The 17,185-nt window shown below is 75.3% G+C and carries 15 protein-coding genes; 6 read left to right on the top strand and 9 right to left on the bottom strand.

Annotation, left to right across the window (positions count from 1 at the left end):
• Positions 1-516: 516 nt before the first annotated feature.
• Together ACZ7IF_RS04865 and ACZ7IF_RS04860 are read right to left on the bottom strand one after the other, a co-directional pair.
• Entirely contained in the window at positions 517-1,359 is an 843-nt protein-coding gene (locus ACZ7IF_RS04865; RefSeq protein WP_470963073.1) for a class II fructose-bisphosphate aldolase, read from the bottom strand.
• Positions 1,356-2,258, bottom strand: coding sequence for an SIS domain-containing protein (locus ACZ7IF_RS04860; RefSeq protein ID WP_470963070.1), 903 nt, complete (start codon positions 2,256-2,258; stop codon positions 1,356-1,358). The genes ACZ7IF_RS04865 and ACZ7IF_RS04860 overlap by 4 nt, the downstream gene beginning before the upstream one ends.
• A gap of 177 nt (positions 2,259-2,435) precedes the next feature.
• Between ACZ7IF_RS04860 and ACZ7IF_RS04855 the strand changes: the two genes are divergently transcribed.
• Positions 2,436-3,224, top strand: a complete 789-nt coding sequence (locus ACZ7IF_RS04855) for a DeoR/GlpR family DNA-binding transcription regulator (RefSeq protein WP_470963067.1) — start codon at positions 2,436-2,438, stop codon at positions 3,222-3,224.
• A gap of 25 nt (positions 3,225-3,249) precedes the next feature.
• Here the strand turns inward: ACZ7IF_RS04855 and ACZ7IF_RS04850 are convergent, their stop codons facing one another.
• A complete protein-coding gene (locus ACZ7IF_RS04850) occupies positions 3,250-3,618 on the bottom strand; it encodes a nuclear transport factor 2 family protein (protein ID WP_470963064.1) in 369 nt (122 codons plus the stop codon).
• 71 nt (positions 3,619-3,689) lie between these two features.
• Here ACZ7IF_RS04850 and ACZ7IF_RS04845 point away from each other — a divergent pair, with 71 nt between their 5' ends.
• On the top strand, positions 3,690-4,565 hold the full coding sequence (locus ACZ7IF_RS04845; RefSeq protein ID WP_470963061.1) for a LysR family transcriptional regulator: 876 nt from the start codon (positions 3,690-3,692) through the stop codon (positions 4,563-4,565).
• Here the strand turns inward: ACZ7IF_RS04845 and cpt are convergent.
• From cpt to tdh, 4 genes are all read right to left on the bottom strand, one after another.
• A complete protein-coding gene (gene cpt, locus ACZ7IF_RS04840; protein ID WP_470963057.1) occupies positions 4,562-5,107 on the bottom strand; it encodes a chloramphenicol phosphotransferase CPT in 546 nt (181 codons plus the stop codon). The genes ACZ7IF_RS04845 and cpt overlap by 4 nt on opposite strands.
• 58 nt (positions 5,108-5,165) lie before the next feature.
• Positions 5,166-6,080 carry a LysR family transcriptional regulator gene (locus tag ACZ7IF_RS04835; protein ID WP_470963054.1) on the bottom strand — a complete coding sequence of 305 codons (915 nt, stop codon included), beginning with the start codon at positions 6,078-6,080 and terminating at the stop codon, positions 5,166-5,168.
• Positions 6,081-6,092: 12 nt separating this feature from the next.
• Positions 6,093-7,301 (bottom strand): glycine C-acetyltransferase, encoded by a 1,209-nt coding sequence (locus tag ACZ7IF_RS04830; protein ID WP_470963051.1) that lies wholly within the window; start codon positions 7,299-7,301, stop codon positions 6,093-6,095.
• Between the two features lie 340 nt (positions 7,302-7,641).
• The gene (tdh, locus tag ACZ7IF_RS04825; RefSeq protein WP_470963490.1) at positions 7,642-8,670 is read right to left on the bottom strand and encodes an L-threonine 3-dehydrogenase; all 1,029 of its coding nucleotides are present in this window, start codon (positions 8,668-8,670) and stop codon (positions 7,642-7,644) included.
• A gap of 227 nt (positions 8,671-8,897) precedes the next feature.
• On the opposite strand from tdh, the gene ACZ7IF_RS04820 reads away from it, so the two are divergent.
• Positions 8,898-9,809 carry an alpha/beta hydrolase fold domain-containing protein gene (locus ACZ7IF_RS04820; protein ID WP_470963048.1) on the top strand — a complete coding sequence of 304 codons (912 nt, stop codon included), beginning with the start codon at positions 8,898-8,900 and terminating at the stop codon, positions 9,807-9,809.
• Between the two features lie 2 nt (positions 9,810-9,811).
• On the opposite strand, the gene ACZ7IF_RS04815 is transcribed toward ACZ7IF_RS04820, so the two are convergent.
• Together ACZ7IF_RS04815 and ACZ7IF_RS04810 are read right to left on the bottom strand one after the other, a co-directional pair.
• The gene (locus ACZ7IF_RS04815) at positions 9,812-10,528 is read right to left on the bottom strand and encodes a class I SAM-dependent methyltransferase (RefSeq protein ID WP_470963045.1); all 717 of its coding nucleotides are present in this window, start codon (positions 10,526-10,528) and stop codon (positions 9,812-9,814) included.
• Between the two features lie 101 nt (positions 10,529-10,629).
• Complete coding sequence (locus ACZ7IF_RS04810) at positions 10,630-11,538, bottom strand: LysR family transcriptional regulator (protein ID WP_470963042.1); 909 nt, start codon at positions 11,536-11,538, stop codon at positions 10,630-10,632.
• Positions 11,539-11,666: 128 nt separating this feature from the next.
• Here ACZ7IF_RS04810 and ACZ7IF_RS04805 point away from each other — a divergent pair, with 128 nt between their 5' ends.
• From ACZ7IF_RS04805 to ACZ7IF_RS04795, 3 genes are all read left to right on the top strand, one after another.
• Entirely contained in the window at positions 11,667-13,145 is a 1,479-nt protein-coding gene (locus ACZ7IF_RS04805; protein WP_470963039.1) for an MFS transporter, read from the top strand.
• Between the two features lie 4 nt (positions 13,146-13,149).
• Positions 13,150-15,351: a PP2C family protein-serine/threonine phosphatase gene (locus ACZ7IF_RS04800; protein ID WP_470963036.1), complete on the top strand. Its 2,202-nt coding sequence runs from the start codon at positions 13,150-13,152 to the stop codon at positions 15,349-15,351.
• 322 nt (positions 15,352-15,673) lie between these two features.
• Positions 15,674-17,080: an APC family permease gene (locus tag ACZ7IF_RS04795; RefSeq protein WP_470963033.1), complete on the top strand. Its 1,407-nt coding sequence runs from the start codon at positions 15,674-15,676 to the stop codon at positions 17,078-17,080.
• The last annotated feature ends 105 nt before the right edge of the window (positions 17,081-17,185 follow it).

Genomic DNA, 17,185 nt, shown 5'->3' with positions numbered 1-17,185 from the left:
CCCGGTCGGCCCCGCCGAAGGCGCCCGTACGCAGGTCGGTGGCGCCTTCTCCTGGCAAGTGCGGTACTCGCAAGTAGCTCGCGGAGCGGCTGGGCCCCGGTGTTCACCGGCCCCTCCCCCGCGCCTCCAGCCCGTCCAGGCCCGGCCGGATCAGCACCTTGAGTGCTCCTCCGGGCAACGGGCGGCCAGTCGAGGCCGGCCGTGCGCGCCTCGGTGGTGCCGGTGGGGCGGGGGGCGGCCCGTCCGGCGATGGGCTCCCGGCCGCGCGGGGCGGCGGCGGGCTCGGCGGTGTCCGGCTGGAGGATCAGGAAGGGCCCGAACCCGCCGGTCCTCCCGGCGAGTTGCCGGATGCGTTCGACGGCGTCGCCGGTGGTGCCGGGGACGGCGCGGCCGAAGGCGGGCAGCCCCTCCTCGGTCCGGCGGCGCACGGCCCGGCGGCGGTGGCGCAGCCGTCGAGCAGTGCGCCGCCGAGCGCCTCGGTGCGGGCGCTCGGCGGGTTGCTCCCCGGTTCCCGCGTCAGGACCGGGCCAGGACCCCGATCATCGCCTCGGCCGTCGCCGCCATCGCCGTGCGGGCGGCGGTGAGGTAGGGGCGGGGGTCGGCCGGGGTGAGGTGCGTGCGGATGGCGTCGGTCATGGCCAGGTTGAGGGCGGTGCCGATGTTGACCTTGCGGATCCCGCCGGCCACGGCCGCCGCGAGTTCCCCGTCGGGCAGGCCGGAGGAGCCGTGCAGGACCAGCGGTACGTCCAGGGTCTTCGCGAGCCGGGCCAGCAGGGCGTGGTCGAGGGAGGCCGTCCGGGTGGTCATGGCGTGACTGCTGCCGATGGCCACGGCCAGGGCGTCGACCCCGGAGTCGGCGACGAACCGCCGCGCCTCGTCCGGGTCGGTACGGGCGCCCGGTGCGTGCGGGTCGAGCGGCGCGGCCCCGTTCTTCCCGCCGACCTCGCCCAGCTCCGCTTCGATCCACAGCCCGTTGGCGTGGGCCCAGTCGGCGGCGGACCGGGTGGACTCCAGGTTCTCGGCGTAGGGGAGGTGAGCGGCGTCGTACATCACTGATCCGAAGCCGGCGTCCGCGGCCTGCCGCAGCAGGTCGGGGCTCTTGACGTGGTCGAGGTGGAGCCCGACGGGCACCCGGGCGGCCTCCGCGCAGGCGGCGGCGGCCCGGGCGATGGGCAGCAGGGCTCCGCGGCGGAACTTCACGGCGTTCTCGCTGAGTTGCAGGATGACGGGCAGGCCGGCCCGTTCGGCGCCCTCGACCACGGCTTCGGCGTGTTCCAGGGTGATGATGTTGAAGGCCGCGACGGCGCCGCCGGCCGCGGCCGCCCCGGCGACGAGGGTCCCGGCGGGGGCGAGGCTCATCGGGCCGCCCCCTCGCCCGCGGTGAGGATCACCGAGCGGGTGAGGTTGCGGGGCGCGTCCGGGTTCAGCCCCCGGTGCGCGGCGACGGCGACGGCGAGGCGCTGCACCCGGACGAGCTCGGCCAGCGGGTCGAGTTCCCCGTCCACCCACTGCGCGCCGGTCCCGAGGACCTGCTCGGCGATCCCCTCGGGGGTGCCGCCCAGCGACCAGGTGACGGAGCCGGGGCCGGTGACGCTGACGGGACCGTGCCGGTACTCCATCGCGGGGTAGGCCTCGGCCCACGACAGGGAGGCCTCGCGCATCTTCAGGGCGGCCTCGTGGGCCAGTCCGACGCTCCAGCCCCGCCCGAGGAAGGTGAACTGGCCGCGCGCCTCCAGCCCGACGGGCAGCGGCAGGTCGAGGGCGGTGCGGGCGTCGGCGACCACGGCCGGGCTGTGGCCGCCGGTGTGGGCCCGCAGCAGGGTGAGGGCGGTGGTGGCGAAGCGGGTCTGGACGACGGACCGCTCGTCGGCGAAGTCCAGTACGACGAGGTCGTCCGCGAGGGCCGTCACCGGGGTGTCCGGGTCCCCGATGACGGCGGTGGTCGGGATCCCGGCCTCCCGCAGCCCGGCCAGGAGGTCCAGCACCTCGGTGGTGGTCCCCGACCGGGTCAGGGCGACCACCCGGTCGTAGCGGCGGTGGCGGGGGAACTCCGAGGCGGGGAAGGCGTCGGTCTCCCCGTGCCCGGCCTCCTCGCGCAGGGCGGCGGCGGCCTGTGCCATGTAGTACGAGGTCCCGCAGCCGATGACGGCGGTACGCTCGCCGGGACCCGGCAGCACCGCCCGGTGGGCCGGGGCCAGTTCGGCGGCGCGTTCCCAGCTGTCGGGCTGCGTGGCCAATTCGTACGCGACGTGACTCATGCGGGCTCCTTGCGCGTTGGATGCGTACGCCGGCTGCGAACCGACCGGACTTCCCTGCGTGTTCCTGCAAGGTATCGGGCTGTTTCGCGCAACTTCAAGCATCTACCGGGTGATCCGCTGGGTTAATCTCGACAGCGGGGCCCGGTGGCACGCCGGGGGACGACAGGGAGGGGCGCCATGACCCGCAAGGAGCGCTGGCAGAGACTGCTGGACCTGCTGGTGGAGCGGGACGGGCTGGAGGTGGAGGCCGCCGCCGAGGCGCTCGGCGTTTCGGCCGCGACCATCCGCCGCGACCTCGACCAGCTCGCCGAGCAGCAGCTGCTGGTCCGCACGCGCGGCGGTGCGGTGCCGCACGGGGTCTCGTACGAGCTCCCCCTGCGCTACCGCACCTCCCGCCGGGCCGCCGAGAAGCGCCGTATCAGCGAGGCGGTCGCGGCCCTGATCGCGCCGGGCGAGGTGATCGGCCTGACGGGCGGCACCACCACGACGGAGGTCGCCCGCGCCCTGGCGGCCCGCCCCGACCTCGCCGCGCCGGCCGGCGGTTCCCCCGCGCTCACGGTGGTCACCAACGCCCTCAACATCGCGGGCGAGCTGGTGATCCGGCCGCAGTTCAAGATCGTCCTGACGGGCGGGGTGGCCCGCTCCCAGTCGTACGAACTGACCGGCCCGCTGGCGCAGCAGACGCTCGGTCAGCTGTCGATGGACACCGCCGTGCTCGGCGTGGACGCCTTCGACCCGGCCGACGGGGCGGCGACCCGCCACGAGGACGAGGCCGCCGTCAACGCCCTGCTCTGCGAGCGGGCCCGCCGCCTGGTCGTGGCGGCGGACTCCACGAAGCTGGGCGTCCGCGCGTTCGCCCGCATCTGCGCCACCTCCGCCGTGGACGTCCTGGTGACGGACACCGCCCTGACGGAGGCGGCCGCCCGGCCCTTCCGGGACGCGGGCGTGGAGGTCGTACGGGTCTGACGCGGCACGAGGGGGCTGCCGCCTTTCAGCTCCGCTCCCCGAACCCCGCCAGCAGCCCGCGCGGGTCGAAGGTGACCCGGATCCGGGCGATCTTCCCGTCCTCCACGTGCATCCAGTTCGCCGTGGGCGCCGGCGGCGCGATGCCGGTGCACAGGTCGAACCAGGTGATCACCTCGCCGCCTTCCGCCACCCGCGCCTTCACGTCGATCTTCTCCAGCACCCGTCCCATCCCCCTCAGTCCGGCCAGCTCCTCCTCGGCCCCCGACGCCGTTCCCAGCGCCCCGACGAAGTCGACGTCCTCGGCGAGCAACCCCCGCATGGTCTCGAAGTCGCCCGCCTCCCAGGCGGTGAAGTAGGTCTCGGCAAGCTCTCGCGCGGTCTTCGTCGTCGTCATGCCCCCATCCTCCCGACGGGCTTGCCCATCCGTCCAACAGATGGATCCGATGCCATCTATCATCATGGGATATGGAGATGCACCAGCTGCGCTACTTCGCCGCCGTCGTGGACGAGGGCACCTTCACCGGTGCCGCCCGTCGCCTGCACGTCAGCCAGTCCGGCATCAGCACCCAAGTGGCCAAGCTGGAGCGCGAGTTGGGCCAGCAGCTCCTCGACCGCAGTGGACGCCGGGCCGGCCTCACCCCGGCCGGCGAGGCCGTCCTCCCCCTCGCGAAGAACGCCCTCGCCACCCTCGACGCCATCCGGCACACCGCCGCCGAGTTCGCCGACGCCGTCCGCGGCCGGGTCCGGCTCGGCATGATCACGGGCTGCTCGATCCCGCCTTTCCTGGACACCGTCGCCGACCTCGGCCGCACCCACCCCGGCATCGAACTCAGCCTGCACGAGGGCCATTCCGACGACCTCCAGGCCCAGGTCCTCGCCGGCTCCCTCGACCTGGCCCTGATCGGCTACGCGGGCGAGGCCGCCCCGGGCCTGGAGGTGAGCGTCGTCATCGACGAGCCCATCGCCGCCGTCGTGCCGGCCGGGCACCCGCTCGACCGGCCGGAACTGCGGCTCGCCGGCCTCCGGGACGAGAAGGTCCTCTGCCTCTCCCGGGGCACCGGCATCCGCGCCGCCTACGAGGACTCCTGCCGCCGGCTCGGCCTCGACCCCCGCGTGGACCTCGACGCCAGCTCCCCCGCCGCCCTGCTCCGCCTCGCCGAGCGCGGCGCGGGCGTCGCCGTCCTCAGCGCCTCCTCCGCGCAGGGCGCCGGCCTGCGGGCGGTCCCGCTCGCCGACGCCGCCACGCACGCCCGGCTCGGGCTCGTCGCCCGCGGCGACCAGCACTCCCCGGCCGTACGGCTCCTGCGGTCCAGGCTGCTCGCGGCGCTCCGGGCCGGTTAGGCCGTGTCCCGGCGGAGGCGGGCGGCGATCGTGCGGGCGCAGGCCAGGGATTCGGTGCGCGTGGTGTCGACCTCCAGGTCGTAGGAGACGCCCTCGTGGACCACGGCCGCCTGGGACGCGGCCATGCCCGGCGTGCGGTCACCGCGGGCGATCTCCCGGCCCGCGGCGGTCTCCGGGTCGCACCGGACGGCGACCCACAGCACGTCCAGGCCATCCAGGGCCCGCAGCCAGCGCTTCTGGGACTCGGCCCCGCCGAGGAAGACGTCGTCGACGACGATCCTCGCGCCGGCCCGGGCCATCGCCGCGATGCCCTCCGTCCAGGCCGCCTCCAGCGCCCGGAAGTCCGCGCCGACGCTCACCCGGCCGTCCTCGGCGAACACGATCCCGCCGTCCGAGTCGCGCATCCTCGCGGGCAGGGAGTCGACGAAGGAGTCGCAGCCGTACGCCAGCCACGGCTCGGGCAGTTCGGCCTGGAGGCAGCGCACGATCCCGGACTTCCCCGAGCTGGACGCGCCGTTGAGAACGATCATCCGAATGGTCATCGCGCCACCGTAGGGCGGCCGCCCGCCCGGCGGGTAGCGGGTTTCGGCTCCGGCCCGCTCAGTGCGCCGGGACCCGCCGGGCCTCGCGGGCCAGGGCCGCCAGGACCGGGGCGATCAGCGGATGGGACTCGGCGCCGCGGCGGGTGGCGGCGAAGACCCGGCGGGTGGCGGCCGGGCCCGCGACCGGACGCACCCGGACCTCCTTGAGGTCCATCCCGCGCAGCGCCGAACGCGGCACCAGCGCGACCCCCGCGCCCGCGCCGACCAGGGCGGTCACCGCCCGGAAGTCGTCGGAGGAGTGCACGAAGCGCGGCTGGAAACCCGCCAGTTCGCACGCCAGCAGGGTCACGTCGTAGCAGGGGTTGCCCGGGTACTGGCCGACCCAGTCCGCGTCGCAGAGGTCCGCCAGGGCCACGGCGGGCAGGCCGGCGAGCGGGTGCCCGGCGGGCAGCACCGCGTCGAAGGGCTCCGCGTACAGCGGGAGCACCGACAGCCGGCCGTCGTCGGCGCCCGGCGCGCCCCGGTACTCCACCGCGAGGGCCAGGTCGGCCTCCCCGTCGAGCAGCAGCGGCAGGCTCTGGTCGCCCTCCGCGTCCCGGACCCGGAGCCGGATGCCCGGGTGCTCCAGGGCGAGGCGGGCGATGGCGGGGGCCAGCACCTCGGCGATGCCGGTGGCGAAGGCCGCCACCGTGACCTCGCCGGCGGAACCGCCCGCGTAGGCGGCGAGTTCCGCCTCGGCGCGCTCCAGCTGGGCCAGCACCTCGTGGGCGTGGCCCAGCAGGATCTCCCCGGCCGCGGTGAGCCGTACGCCCCGGCCGCTGCGGGTCAGCAGCGCGTGGCCGGTCTCCTGTTCCAGAGCGGCGAGCTGCTGGGAGACGGCGGAGGGGGTGAGGTACAGCGCTGCGGCCGCGGCGGTCACCGTACGGTGGTCCGCCACGGCCCGCAGGATGCGCAGCCGGCGGGGGTCGATCACACCCCCATGATGTCAGCCCTGAGCAGCGGAAAGCGCCGCGCGGGCGTCCACGAAGGCGGCCACCGCGCGCTCCACGTCGGCCGTCGAGTGGGCCGCCGAGAGCTGGACGCGGATACGGGCCGCGCCGAGCGGAACGACCGGGTACGAGAAGCCGATCACGTACACGCCGCGCTCCAGCAGCAGCTCCGCCATCCGGCCCGCCTCGGCGGCGTCGCCGATCATGACGGGGGCGATGGCGTGGTCGCCGGGCAGGATCTCGAAGCCGGCCTCGGTCATCTTCGTGCGGAACAGCTTGGTGTTGTCCGCGAGCCGCTCGCGCAGGTCGCCGGCGGACTCCAGCAGGTCGAGGACCTTGAGGGAGGCGGCGGCGATGACCGGGGCGAGGGAGTTGGAGAAGAGGTACGGGCGCGAGCGCTGGCGCAGCAGCTCGACGATCTCGGCGCGGGCCGCGACGTAGCCGCCGGAGGCGCCGCCGAGGGCCTTGCCGAGGGTGCCGGTGATGATGTCGACGCGGTCCATGACCCCGTGCAGCTCGGGGGTGCCGCGGCCGCCGGGGCCGACGAAGCCGACGGCGTGCGAGTCGTCGACCATGACCATGGCGTCGTAGCGGTCGGCGAGGTCGCAGATCTCCCGGAGGGGGGCGACGTAGCCGTCCATGGAGAAGACGCCGTCGGTGACGATGAGCTTGCGGCGGGCGCCGCCCTCGGCGGCCTCCTTCAGGCGCGCCTCCAGCTCGGCCATGTCACGGTTGGCGTAGCGGAAGCGGCGGGCCTTGGAGAGGCGGATGCCGTCGATGATCGAGGCGTGGTTGAGGGCGTCGGAGATCACCGCGTCCTCGGCGCCGAGCAGGGTCTCGAAGACGCCGCCGTTGGCGTCGAAGCAGGAGGAGTACAGGATCGTGTCCTCCTGGCCGAGGAAGGCCGACAGCCGCGCCTCCAGCTCCTTGTGCACCTCCTGGGTGCCGCAGATGAAGCGGACCGAGGCCATGCCGTAGCCCCAGCGGTCGAGGGCGTCCTTGGCGGCGGCGACCACCTCGGGGTGGTCGGCCAGCCCGAGGTAGTTGTTGGCGCAGAAGTTCAGCACCTCGCCGGGGGCACCGCCCGCGGTGACGGCGACGGCGGCGTTCTGCGGGGTGCCGATGACGCGCTCGGGCTTGTGCAGGCCCGCCGCGCGGATCTCGTCGAGGGTGGTGCGGAGGTCTTCGCGTACGGACTCGAACATGGGCTTCGGTTTCTCCTTGTGCGGATCGCCGTCCGGCGGACGGGGAGGAGGGGCCGGGCCCCGCGGAGGGGGGAGGGTGTGCGGGGCCCGGCCCGGAGGGAGATGGTCTTGTGGTTGCGGCGGCCGGCTCCCGCCCGGGACGACGGTAGCGGCTGCCGGTGCCTCGGGCGGCCGGCCGGACCGCAGCAGGCCGGCGCGCGGCGCCGGCCTGCGGCAGACGGCCCGGCGCCCCGGTCCCCGGACCGGGGCCGGGGTCACGCCCGGGCCCGGACCGCGGCCCCGTCCAGGGGCCGGGATCCGGGGTCCGGGGCGGGGCCCGGTTCGGGCTGCCGCCGGGTGCCTACGCGGTCCAGTCGAGGATGATCTTGCCGCTGCGGGCGGTCGCGGCCTCGTCGAAGGCGGCCTGGAAGTCGCGGTGCGAGTAGCGGCCGGTGATGACCGGGGACAGGTCGAGCCCGCCCTCCAGCAGCACCGTCATCGCGTACCAGGTCTCGAACATCTCCCGGCCGTAGATCCCCTTGATGGTGATCATCGACGTGACGACCTTCGCCCAGTCCACCGGGAACTCCTGGGCCGGCAGGCCGAGCATCGCGATCTTGCCGCCGTGCGTCATGTTGTCGATCATGTCGCGCATCGCCTCCGCGCGGCCCGACATCTCCAGGCCGACGTCGAAGCCCTCGCGCAGCCCCAGCCGCGTCTGCGCCTCGGCGATGGAGGACTCGGCGACGTTCACCGCGAGCGTGGCGCCGGCCTTGCGGGCGATCTCCAGCCGCTCGGGGCTGACGTCGGTGATGACCACGTTGCGCGCGCCGGCGTGCTTGGCGACGGCCGCCGCCATGATGCCGATCGGGCCCGCGCCCGTGATCAGCACGTCCTCGCCGACCATCGGGAAGGACAGCGCGGTGTGCACCGCGTTGCCGAAGGGGTCGAAGATGGCCGCCACGTCGAGGTCCACGGCGGTCCGGTGCACCCACACGTTCTGCGCGGGGAGGACCACGTACTCGGCGAAGGCGCCGTCGCGGCCGACCCCGAGCCCGATGGTGGAGCGGCACAGGTGGCGGCGGCCGGCCAGGCAGTTGCGGCACTTGCCGCACACCAGGTGGCCCTCGCCGCTGACCAGCGCGCCGGTCTCGATGTCGCGGACGTCCGCGCCGACCGCCGCGACCTCGCCGACGAACTCGTGGCCGAGCACGAGCGGGGTCTTGACGGCACCCTGGGCCCAGCCGTCCCAGGCACGGATGTGCAGGTCGGTGCCGCAGATACCGGTCCGCAGCACCTTGATCAGCACGTCGCCGGGGCCGTACTCGGGCTCGGGGACGTCCATGAGCCACAGCCCGGGTTCGGCCTTGTGCTTGACGAGTGCCTTCATGGCGGTGGCTCCAGGCATGCGAAAGGTGGTGCCGCTCCCGCTGGGACGCGGGTGGCGTTGGTGACGGGCACCAATCTGCCGATCGGCGCGGTGATCAGTCCATCGAGACTTTCTTAAGCGGGTCGACAGCGCAGCTTCACGCCTATGCTCCTCCCTGGACGGGGATGGGGCCCGGGGGCGGAAGCCGCGCTATGGTCCCTCACCGGGGAAAAGGGGAGGTGAGGGGCGTGCCGAGTCTGCGCAGCAGGGCGCTTTCGGCCGCACTGGTGGCGACGGGGCGGCGAAGACGGTTCGCGACCGCCGAGGCGGTCCGGGCGGCGGTGGCGCAGGCGGCCCGCAGGCCCGCTTCGCATCTGCCGCCGCGCTCGCTGGGCCGGGTCGCGGAACTGTCGCGGACCTTCGTCGGGGCCTGGCCGGTGTACGACGCCTCGCCGCGCGGGCAGGAGCCCGTGGCGCGGGTGCTGTACGTGCACGGCGGCGCGTACATCGACGAGCTGGTCCGGCCGCACTGGTCGCTGATCCGGACCCTGGTGACCCGGGCCCGGGCCCGGGTGGTCGTCCCGGCGTACGTGCTCGCCCCGCGCGGGACCGCCGACCGGAACGTCCCCGTGGCCGCCGATCTGCTGAGCGGCCTGATCGAGAGCGGCGGCGCCGGCGGGACGGTCCTGATCGGGGACTCCGCGGGCGCCGGGCTGGCGCTGGCCGCCGCGCAGCGGCTGCGGGAGCGGACCGGGGCGCAGCCCTCGCGGATCGTGCTGATCTCCCCCTGGCTCGACCTGAGCATGAGCCACCCGGGCCAGGCCGCGCTGGAGGCGGCCGATCCGGTGCTCGCCCGGGCGGGGCTGGCCGAGGCGGGGCGGCTGTACGCGGGGACCCTCGCGGCGGACGACCCCCGGGTGAGCCCGCTGCACGGCTCCTTCGAGGGGCTGGCGCCGCTGACGGTGTTCACCGGCACCCGGGACGTGCTGGCCACCGACAGCCGTGAGCTGCGGCGGCGTGCCGGGGCGGCCGGGGCGCAGGTGGAGTGGCACGAGGAGCCGGGCCTGCCGCACGCGTACCCGCTGCTGCCGGTCCCGGAGGGGCGGGCGGCCCGGGACAGGATCGTCGAGCTGATCGGGGAGACCGCCGACCAGGACTGACGCTAGGCGGTGCACGTCATGAGCGAGCTGACCGGCCAGGCGCGGTACGCCGTCCAGTACGCCTCGTCTCGCGCGGCGTCGGCGGGCGGGGTGCGGGAGGGCTGCCAGCCGACGGTGCTGAAGCCGGCGTCGACGGCGGCTTCGGCGAAGTCGGCGTGCGCCCATTCCCGGTACTCGAAGTGCTGCGGGGGCTCGGTCAGGAACTGCGCCTTCAGCAGCGGGGCGTCGCCGTCCGGGAGCCGGTCGAGGATGCGCATCCCGTACGGGGACCAGTCCACGCGCGGGTACGCCCCGGGGTTGCGCACGAGCGACAGCAGCCGCCCGCCGGGGCGCAGGTTGGCTCGGATGCCGCGGAACATGGCGTGCAGGGCCGCCCGGTCGGGGGCGTGGCTGAACAGGTAGACGGCGGTGGCCAGGTCGAAGGGGCCGAGCTGCGGCATGTCGGCGGCGTCCGCGACCACGTACTCGACGGGGGCGGAGGGGGGTGCGGACGCCCGCGCCCGGCGGACCCGGTCCGGGCAGTTGTCGACGCCGACGGTGCGCCGGGCGCCGCCGCTCGCCAGCAGCGCGGCGGTGCCGCCGTGCCCGCAGGCCACGTCGAGGGTGTCGAGGTCGCGGACCCCGCCGAGGGCGTCGAGGGCGGTGCGGAGGGTGAAGGCGTCGGCCGCCGTGAAGGCCGCGCGGGGTGCCGGGTGCGTGTCGTCGTACTGGTGTCGCATGCCGGATGCCTCCCCGGCGGGGACGCGGCCGAGGGCGTGGACGACGGCCTGTCCCCCCTTCGGGGAGGCGTTCGGCGCAGCGCCGCCCGGGGCCCGCACCGTCAGGCGGGCAGCAGCTCGCGGGCGCAGGCGCGCAGCCAGACGTGCGCCGGGTCCGCGTCGTGGCGGGGGTGCCAGGCGAGCCCGATCGGCAGCGGCGGCAGCTCCAGGGGGACCTCGAAGGTGACCAGGCCGAGCGCGTCGGTCTGCGGGACGGTCCGGGAGGCGGCCAGGCCGATCAGGTCGGTCTGCCGCAGCACGAGGAGGGAGGCCGAGAACGAGGCCATGCTGCCCACCACCCGGCGGGACAGGCCGCGTTCCGCGAGGGCGTCGTCCACCGGCCCCTCCAGCCGGCCGCGCCGCGACACGGTCAGGTGCTCCCCCGCGGCGAACCGGCGCGCGGTGATCCGGCCGCGCAGCAGCGGGTGCCCGCCGCGTACGACGCCGAGCACCCGGTCGTCGAAGAGGTGCTCGGTGCGCACCTCGGGCGAACGGGTGTCGATGACGCCGAACTCCAGGTCCGCGACCCCTTCGCGCAGCATCGGGAGGTCGACGTGGCTCTCGGAGAGGAACCGTAGCCGTACCCCGGGCGCCTCGCGGGCCGTCCGCCGGAAGAGGGCCGCGCCGAACGCGGCGGCGAAGGAGTCGTGGGCCAGGACGGTGAAGGTGCGGGTCAGGGTCTCCAGGTCCACCCGGCCGCCCGCGAGGAACAGGGCGCGGGCGCGTTCCACCACGGCCCGGACCTCCCCCTGGACGGAGAGGGCGTGCGGGGTGGGGACCATCGTGCGTCCGGCGCGGACGAGCACGGGGTCGCCGAGGGCCTTGCGGATCCGGCCCAGGGTCCGGCTCATGGCGGGCTCGGAGAGGTGCAGGCGGGCGGCGGCCCGGGAGACGCTCGACTCCTCCAGGAGGACGTCCAGGGCGACGAGCAGGTTGAGGTCCAGCCCCGATCCGGATTGCGTCACACGCATTCATCCCTTGCAGAACTTGCACTGGAAAGCAGGTCACGCCAACCCTACGGTGGTTTCCGGGGCGATCGGGCCGGACCGGCCCTCCCCGCGCCCCTTCCCCCACCCTTCACCGACTCCGAGGAGGAGCCGTGCTCCGCCATGCCCGCACACCGTCCCCGGCCCGGCCGGCCGGTGCCGCCGCGCCCGCCCCCGGCCTGTCCCGCCCCGCCCTGCTGGTGCTGTGCGCCTGCGTGCTCGTCGCGCAGGGCATGGTCGCCGCCGTGAACCTGCTGATCCCCGAGCTCGCCGCCTCCGCCCTGCACCCGACCCCGGGCCAGCTGCTGTGGACGGTCGACGCGTACGTGATCGTCTTCGCCGCGCTGCTGATCCCGGCCGGGGCCCTCGGCGACCGGTACGGGCGCAAGGGCGCCCTGCTGGCCGGGCTCGGCCTGTCCGCCGCGGGCGCGGCCCTCAGCGCCCTCGCCGCCGGCCCCGCCGCGCTGATCGCCGGACGCGGACTGTCCGGGGCCGGAGCGGCGCTGGTCATGCCCGCCACCATGTCCGTGCTGGTCCACCTGACGCCGCCCGAGCGGCGCGGGCAGGCGCTGGCCACCTGGACGCTGTCCGCCGGCCTCGGGGGCCTGGCGGGCAACGTGTTCGGCGGTCTGGCCGGGGAGTTCCTGACCTGGCGCGCCCTGTTCTGGGCGGTCGTCCCGCTGGGCGCGCTGCTGGCCCTCGCCGTGGCCCTCGCGGTGCCGCGCACCCCTGCGCGCGCCGACGCGGCCGTCGATCCGCTCGGGGCCCTGGTCCTGGCCGGGGCGCTGTTCGCGGTGGTCCACGGGATCATCGAGGGGCCCTCGCAGGGCTGGTCCTCGGTCCGCGTCCTGGGCTCCTTCGGGGCCGGGGCGGTGCTGCTGGCCGCCTTCACCGCCTACGCGCTGCGCGCCGCCCGCCCGCTGCTGGATCCGCGGGTCTTCGCCTCGCGCGGGCTGCGGGCGGGGACGCTGGGCATCGGCGCCGCCTTCTTCGGGCTGTTCTCCCTGTTCTTCGTCAACGCCCAGTACCTCCAGTACGCCAAGGGCTTCTCACCGGCCCTGGCGGGACTGGCGATCGTCCCGCTCACCGTCGGCATGGCGGTGGTGCCCAGGCTGGGCGCGCGGCTCGCCCAGCGGACCGGACCCCGGCTGCCGGTCGGGGCCGGACTGCTCCTGATCGCGGCCGGGCTGCTGCTGGTGTCCACCGCCGACGCGGGCACCCCGTACGCCGTCTACGGCGGCTACCTGCTGGTGCTGTCGGTCGGGACCGGGCTGTGCGCGCCCTCGCTGACCCTGACGGTGGTCTCGCAGCTGCCGCCGCACCAGGCGGGGCTGGGCTCGGGGCTGAACACCGCCGCCCGGGAGATCGGCGCGGCGCTGGGCGTGGCGGTGGTCGGCACGGTACTGGCCTCCCGCTTCCACGGGAACCCGGCGGATCCCGCGCAGGCGGCCGCCTTCACCGACGCCATGGGGGTGGCACTGCGCACGGTGGCGGTCGTACTGCTCGTCGCCTCCGCGGCGGTGGTCCGGGGGTACCGCGGGGGCGGCCCGGGGCGAACGGGTGCAGCCGCCGGGGGCGAGGGCGCATCCTGACTGTGTGACGGCGAGAGCGGACAGCCTCGGCCAGACCCCCGTCGCCCGGGACCTGGCGCTCGCGCGGGCGGCGGTGGGCGCCGTGGAGGCCGTCGGCGGGTACGCGGGCGGGGTCTACCTGCGCTCGGGCACGGACGGGCTGCTGCGGATGGCGGTGCTCACGGGCCTGCCGGGGCGGCTGTTCCGGCCCTGGTGGCGGATGCAGGTGAACCGGCCGTACCCGGTCGCCGAGGCGTACCGCACCGGGCAGTCGGTGCACCTGCCGGACGCGGAGGCGGCGATGCGGCGCTTCCCCCAGCTGATGGCCGGGCTCCCCTTCCCCTTCGGGTCGTTCTACGAGCCGGTCGGCGCCGGGCCGGAGCGGTTCGGGGTGCTGCTGGTGCTGCGGCCGGCGACGCCGGGGGCGGTGCTCGGGGCCGGTGAGCGGGAGCGGCTGCGGGAGGCCGCCGCCGGGCTGGCCGGGGAGCTGGCCGCGCTGCGCGCCGCCGGGGAGGCGGTCCTGTGGGACGGCGACCCGCTGTGCGTGCCCTGGCCCGCGGCCGGTGCGGAGGAGGCCCGGGAGGCCGTGGACCGGCTCGGGACGGGGGTGCTGTCCGTGGACCGGCAGGGCGCCGTCGCCTTCGCCAACACCGCCGCCGAGGAGCTGCTCGGGCGGCCCGCTCCCCTCCTGCTCGGAAGGGTGCTGTGGGAGGTGCTGCCCTGGCTCGGCCACTCCGCGTACGAGGACCACTTCCGCGGGGTGTTCATCTCCGGCGAGCCCGTGCGCTTCGCGGCCCGGCGGGCGCCCGCCGACGCGGGCTCCGGGGCCGGCCCGGCCGCCGAGTGGCTGTCGGTGGGCCTGTATCCGGGGCGCTCGGGGGTGACGGTGACCCTGGAGGCCGCCGAGCCGCCCGCCTACGCGCCCGGGTCGGTGGCCCGGCCGGGCGCCGGCCTCGGTTCGCCCGCGGACCGGGCCTCCTCCCTGTACCGGCCGGTGGCCCTGGCCATCGCGCTGACCGAGGCGGTCACCGCGCGCCAGGTGTCGGCCGTGGTCACCGAGGAGCTGCTGCCCGCGTTCGGCGGCCGGCAGCTGGCCATCTACATGCTCGACGAGCGGCACCTGTACCTCGCCTGGGAGACCGGTTTCCCCAAGGGGTTCCTGCGCCGCTTCGACGGGGTCTCGCTCCACGAGCGGCTGCCGGGGGTGGAGACCCTGACCTCGGGCCGGCCGCTGTTCTTCGAGTCGATGGAGCACCTGGCCGCGGCCTATCCGGGAATCCCGCTGGACGCCGAGGTCGGGGCCCGCGCCTTCCTGCCGCTGATCGCCTCCGGCCGCCCGGTCGGCTCCTGCATCCTCGGCTTCGACCAGCGGCGCGGCTTCAGCCCGGAGGAGCGCACGGTCCTCACGGCGCTGGCCGGCCTGATCGCGCAGGCCCTGGAGCGGGCCCGGCGCTACGACAGCGAGGCGGCGCTGGCCCGGGGGCTCCAGGCGGCGCTGCTGCCGCACCGGCTGCCGGTGCGGGGGGAGGTGACCACGGTGGGCCGGTACCTGCCCGGGACGGACGGCATGGAGGTCGGCGGCGACTGGTACGACGTCATCGAGACGGCCCCGGGCTGGCTGGCCCTGGTCATCGGGGACGTCCAGGGGCACGGGGTGGCGGCCGCCGCGACCATGGGCCAGCTGCGCAGCGCGGTACGGGCCTTCGCGCTCAGCGGGAACGCCCCGGACGAGGTGGTGCGGGGCACGAACCAGCTGCTGATCGACCTGGACCCGGGTCAGTTCGCCAGCTGCTGCTACATCCTGCTGGACCCGGGATCCGGCCGCGCCCTGGCCGCCCGCGCCGGGCACCCGCAGCCGCTGCTGCGGCACGCCGACGGCCGGGCCGAGGTGCTGGACCTGGCGGGCGGGGTGGTGCTCGGCATCGACCCCGGGGCGCGGTACCCGGTGACGGAACTGGCGCTGGCACCCGGCGAGGTGCTGGCCCTGTACACGGACGGGCTGGTGGAGACGCCGGGGGCGGACATCGACGACGGTGTGGAGCGGCTGCGGGCGGCGCTGGCCGCGGCCCGGCCGTCCCCGCTGGCGGAGACGGCCGACCGGCTGGTCGCCGAGGCGGCCCGCACGCCGGACCGCCCGGACGACATCGCCCTGCTGCTGGCCTCCCGGGATCCGGCCCCGCCGGCCCCTGCGGCCCCTCGGCCGGAACCGCCCGCAGGACCTTCCTGAGAAGCGGCTCCGGGACGGGCACGGGGGCGGGCGCGGTCTCCGTGCGCGGTCGGGCACGGCAAAGCGGAGGGAAATTCATTGGATCTCGCTGCGGTTCCCGCACCCCCCGCCCGCTCAACATTTACGCGGTCTTAACACCCGGATCGGCGCGCCGGAGGCGTGATCCACGATGGATTCCGCAGGTGAACAGCTATTGACCTGCGGATCTCGTGGAGCTTGCATAGCGGCCCGGGAGCCCCGCGAACGAAGTGCCCACCACCGCCCCGGAGGCGATACCGCTCCCGCACTCCTTCACCACACTGCCGATCGGAACACCGCACCGATGACTGACACGATCAGCGCACCTCAGGCCCTCGCCCCGGCCACCGGTCCCACCCCGCAGAAGCTCAAGCGTTCCATCGGCGTCGTGGGCGGGACCCTGCTCACGCTGTCGTGCGTGACGCCCGCCTCGACCCTCTTCGTCGTCGTGCCCGACCTCTTCTCCGGTCTCGGCACCTGGACCGCGCTCACCATCGCCATCGGCTCGCTGCTCTGCGTCGGCGTGGCGTTCTGCTACTCGGAGCTGGGCACCCTCATCCCCAGCGCCGGCGGCGAGTACGCCATGGTCTCCACCCTCGCGGGCCGGCTCGCCGGCTGGCTCGTCTTCGTGCTGTCCCTGCTCGTGGTGATGATCGTGCCGCCCGTGATCGCCATGGGCACGGCCGACTACCTCTCCCCGGTGATCGACATACCGGCTCCGGCGGCCGGCGCCGGCGTGATGCTGCTCGCCACCCTGGCCGGCCTGCTGGACCTGCGGGCCAACGCCTGGATCACGGGCGTCTTCCTCGTGCTGGAGGTGGTCGCCGCCGCGCTGGTCGCGGTGCTCGGCTTCGCCCACAGCGAGCGGGGCGCCGACGCCCTGGTGCACGGCTCGGTGGCCGCCGAGGGCGGCGGCGTCTCCACGGTGACGGCCATGATGGTGGTCTCCGGGCTGGCGATCGCGCTGTTCGTCACCCAGGGCTTCTCCACCGCCGTCTACCTCTCCGAGGAGCTGGAGCAGCCGCGCCGCAACGTCCCGCGGACCGTGCTCGCGACCCTCGCGATCTCCTCCGCCGTCATCCTGGTCCCGGTCATCGCGATCACCATGGGCGCCCCGGACCTGGAGGCCCTGACCTCCGGCGACCTCGGCGCGATGGTGACGGCCTGGTCGAACTCGGCCGTCGGCACCTTCGTCAGCCTGTGCGTGGCCCTGGCCATCGTCAACGCCGGCATCGTCATGGTCATCCAGAACTCCCGGGTGCTCTTCGCCTCGGCCCGCGACAAGGCCTGGCCCGAGCCGGTCAACCGCGGCCTGTCGCGGCTGGGCCGCTTCGGTTCGCCGTGGGTGGCCACCCTGCTGGTCGGCCTGCCGGGCGCAGCGATGTGCTTCGTCAACCTCGACACCCTGTACGGGGTGACCGGCGTGTCGGTGACCGGCATGTACCTGCTGGTCGCGGTGGCCGCACTGTTCAGCCGGCGCGGGGCGCACGGCGAGAAGGCCGCCTGGCGGATGCCGCTGTGGCCGGCCGTGCCGGTCGCGCTGATCCTCGTGTTCGCGTACATCCTGACCCAGCAGGAGACCGTGTACCTGCTGTGGACCGGCGGCATCACCGCCGTGGCCACCCTCTACTGGGCGCTGTACCTGCGGCCGCGCAAGGACTCGCGCTGGCTGGTCAGCATCCCCGACACGGAGGACGCGGAGGTGGCGTAGCCGGCCGCCCGCCGCGCCCGGGGGGGGGGGGGGGGCGGGGGGGGGCGGGGGGGGGGGGGTGGGGGACGCAGCGCCCCCGATGACGCCAGGGGGGGGTTCGGGCCA

This window comes from Streptomyces sp. NPDC037421, from assembly GCF_055602105.1.
This window is presented reverse-complemented; position numbering and strand designations above follow the sequence as displayed.

Coding starts and splice junctions, on each gene's coding strand:
- ACZ7IF_RS04865 (WP_470963073.1), bottom strand. CDS start 1,359: ATGAGCCTCGCCCCCGCCGGGACCCTCGTCGCCGGGGCGGCCGCGGCC.
- ACZ7IF_RS04860 (WP_470963070.1), bottom strand. CDS start 2,258: ATGAGTCACGTCGCGTACGAATTGGCCACGCAGCCCGACAGCTGGGAA.
- ACZ7IF_RS04855 (WP_470963067.1), top strand. CDS start 2,436: ATGACCCGCAAGGAGCGCTGGCAGAGACTGCTGGACCTGCTGGTGGAG.
- ACZ7IF_RS04850 (WP_470963064.1), bottom strand. CDS start 3,618: ATGACGACGACGAAGACCGCGCGAGAGCTTGCCGAGACCTACTTCACC.
- ACZ7IF_RS04845 (WP_470963061.1), top strand. CDS start 3,690: ATGGAGATGCACCAGCTGCGCTACTTCGCCGCCGTCGTGGACGAGGGC.
- cpt (WP_470963057.1), bottom strand. CDS start 5,107: ATGACCATTCGGATGATCGTTCTCAACGGCGCGTCCAGCTCGGGGAAG.
- ACZ7IF_RS04830 (WP_470963051.1), bottom strand. CDS start 7,301: ATGTTCGAGTCCGTACGCGAAGACCTCCGCACCACCCTCGACGAGATC.
- tdh (WP_470963490.1), bottom strand. CDS start 8,670: ATGAAGGCACTCGTCAAGCACAAGGCCGAACCCGGGCTGTGGCTCATG.
- ACZ7IF_RS04815 (WP_470963045.1), bottom strand. CDS start 10,528: ATGCGACACCAGTACGACGACACGCACCCGGCACCCCGCGCGGCCTTC.
- ACZ7IF_RS04810 (WP_470963042.1), bottom strand. CDS start 11,538: ATGCGTGTGACGCAATCCGGATCGGGGCTGGACCTCAACCTGCTCGTC.
- ACZ7IF_RS04795 (WP_470963033.1), top strand. CDS start 15,674: ATGACTGACACGATCAGCGCACCTCAGGCCCTCGCCCCGGCCACCGGT.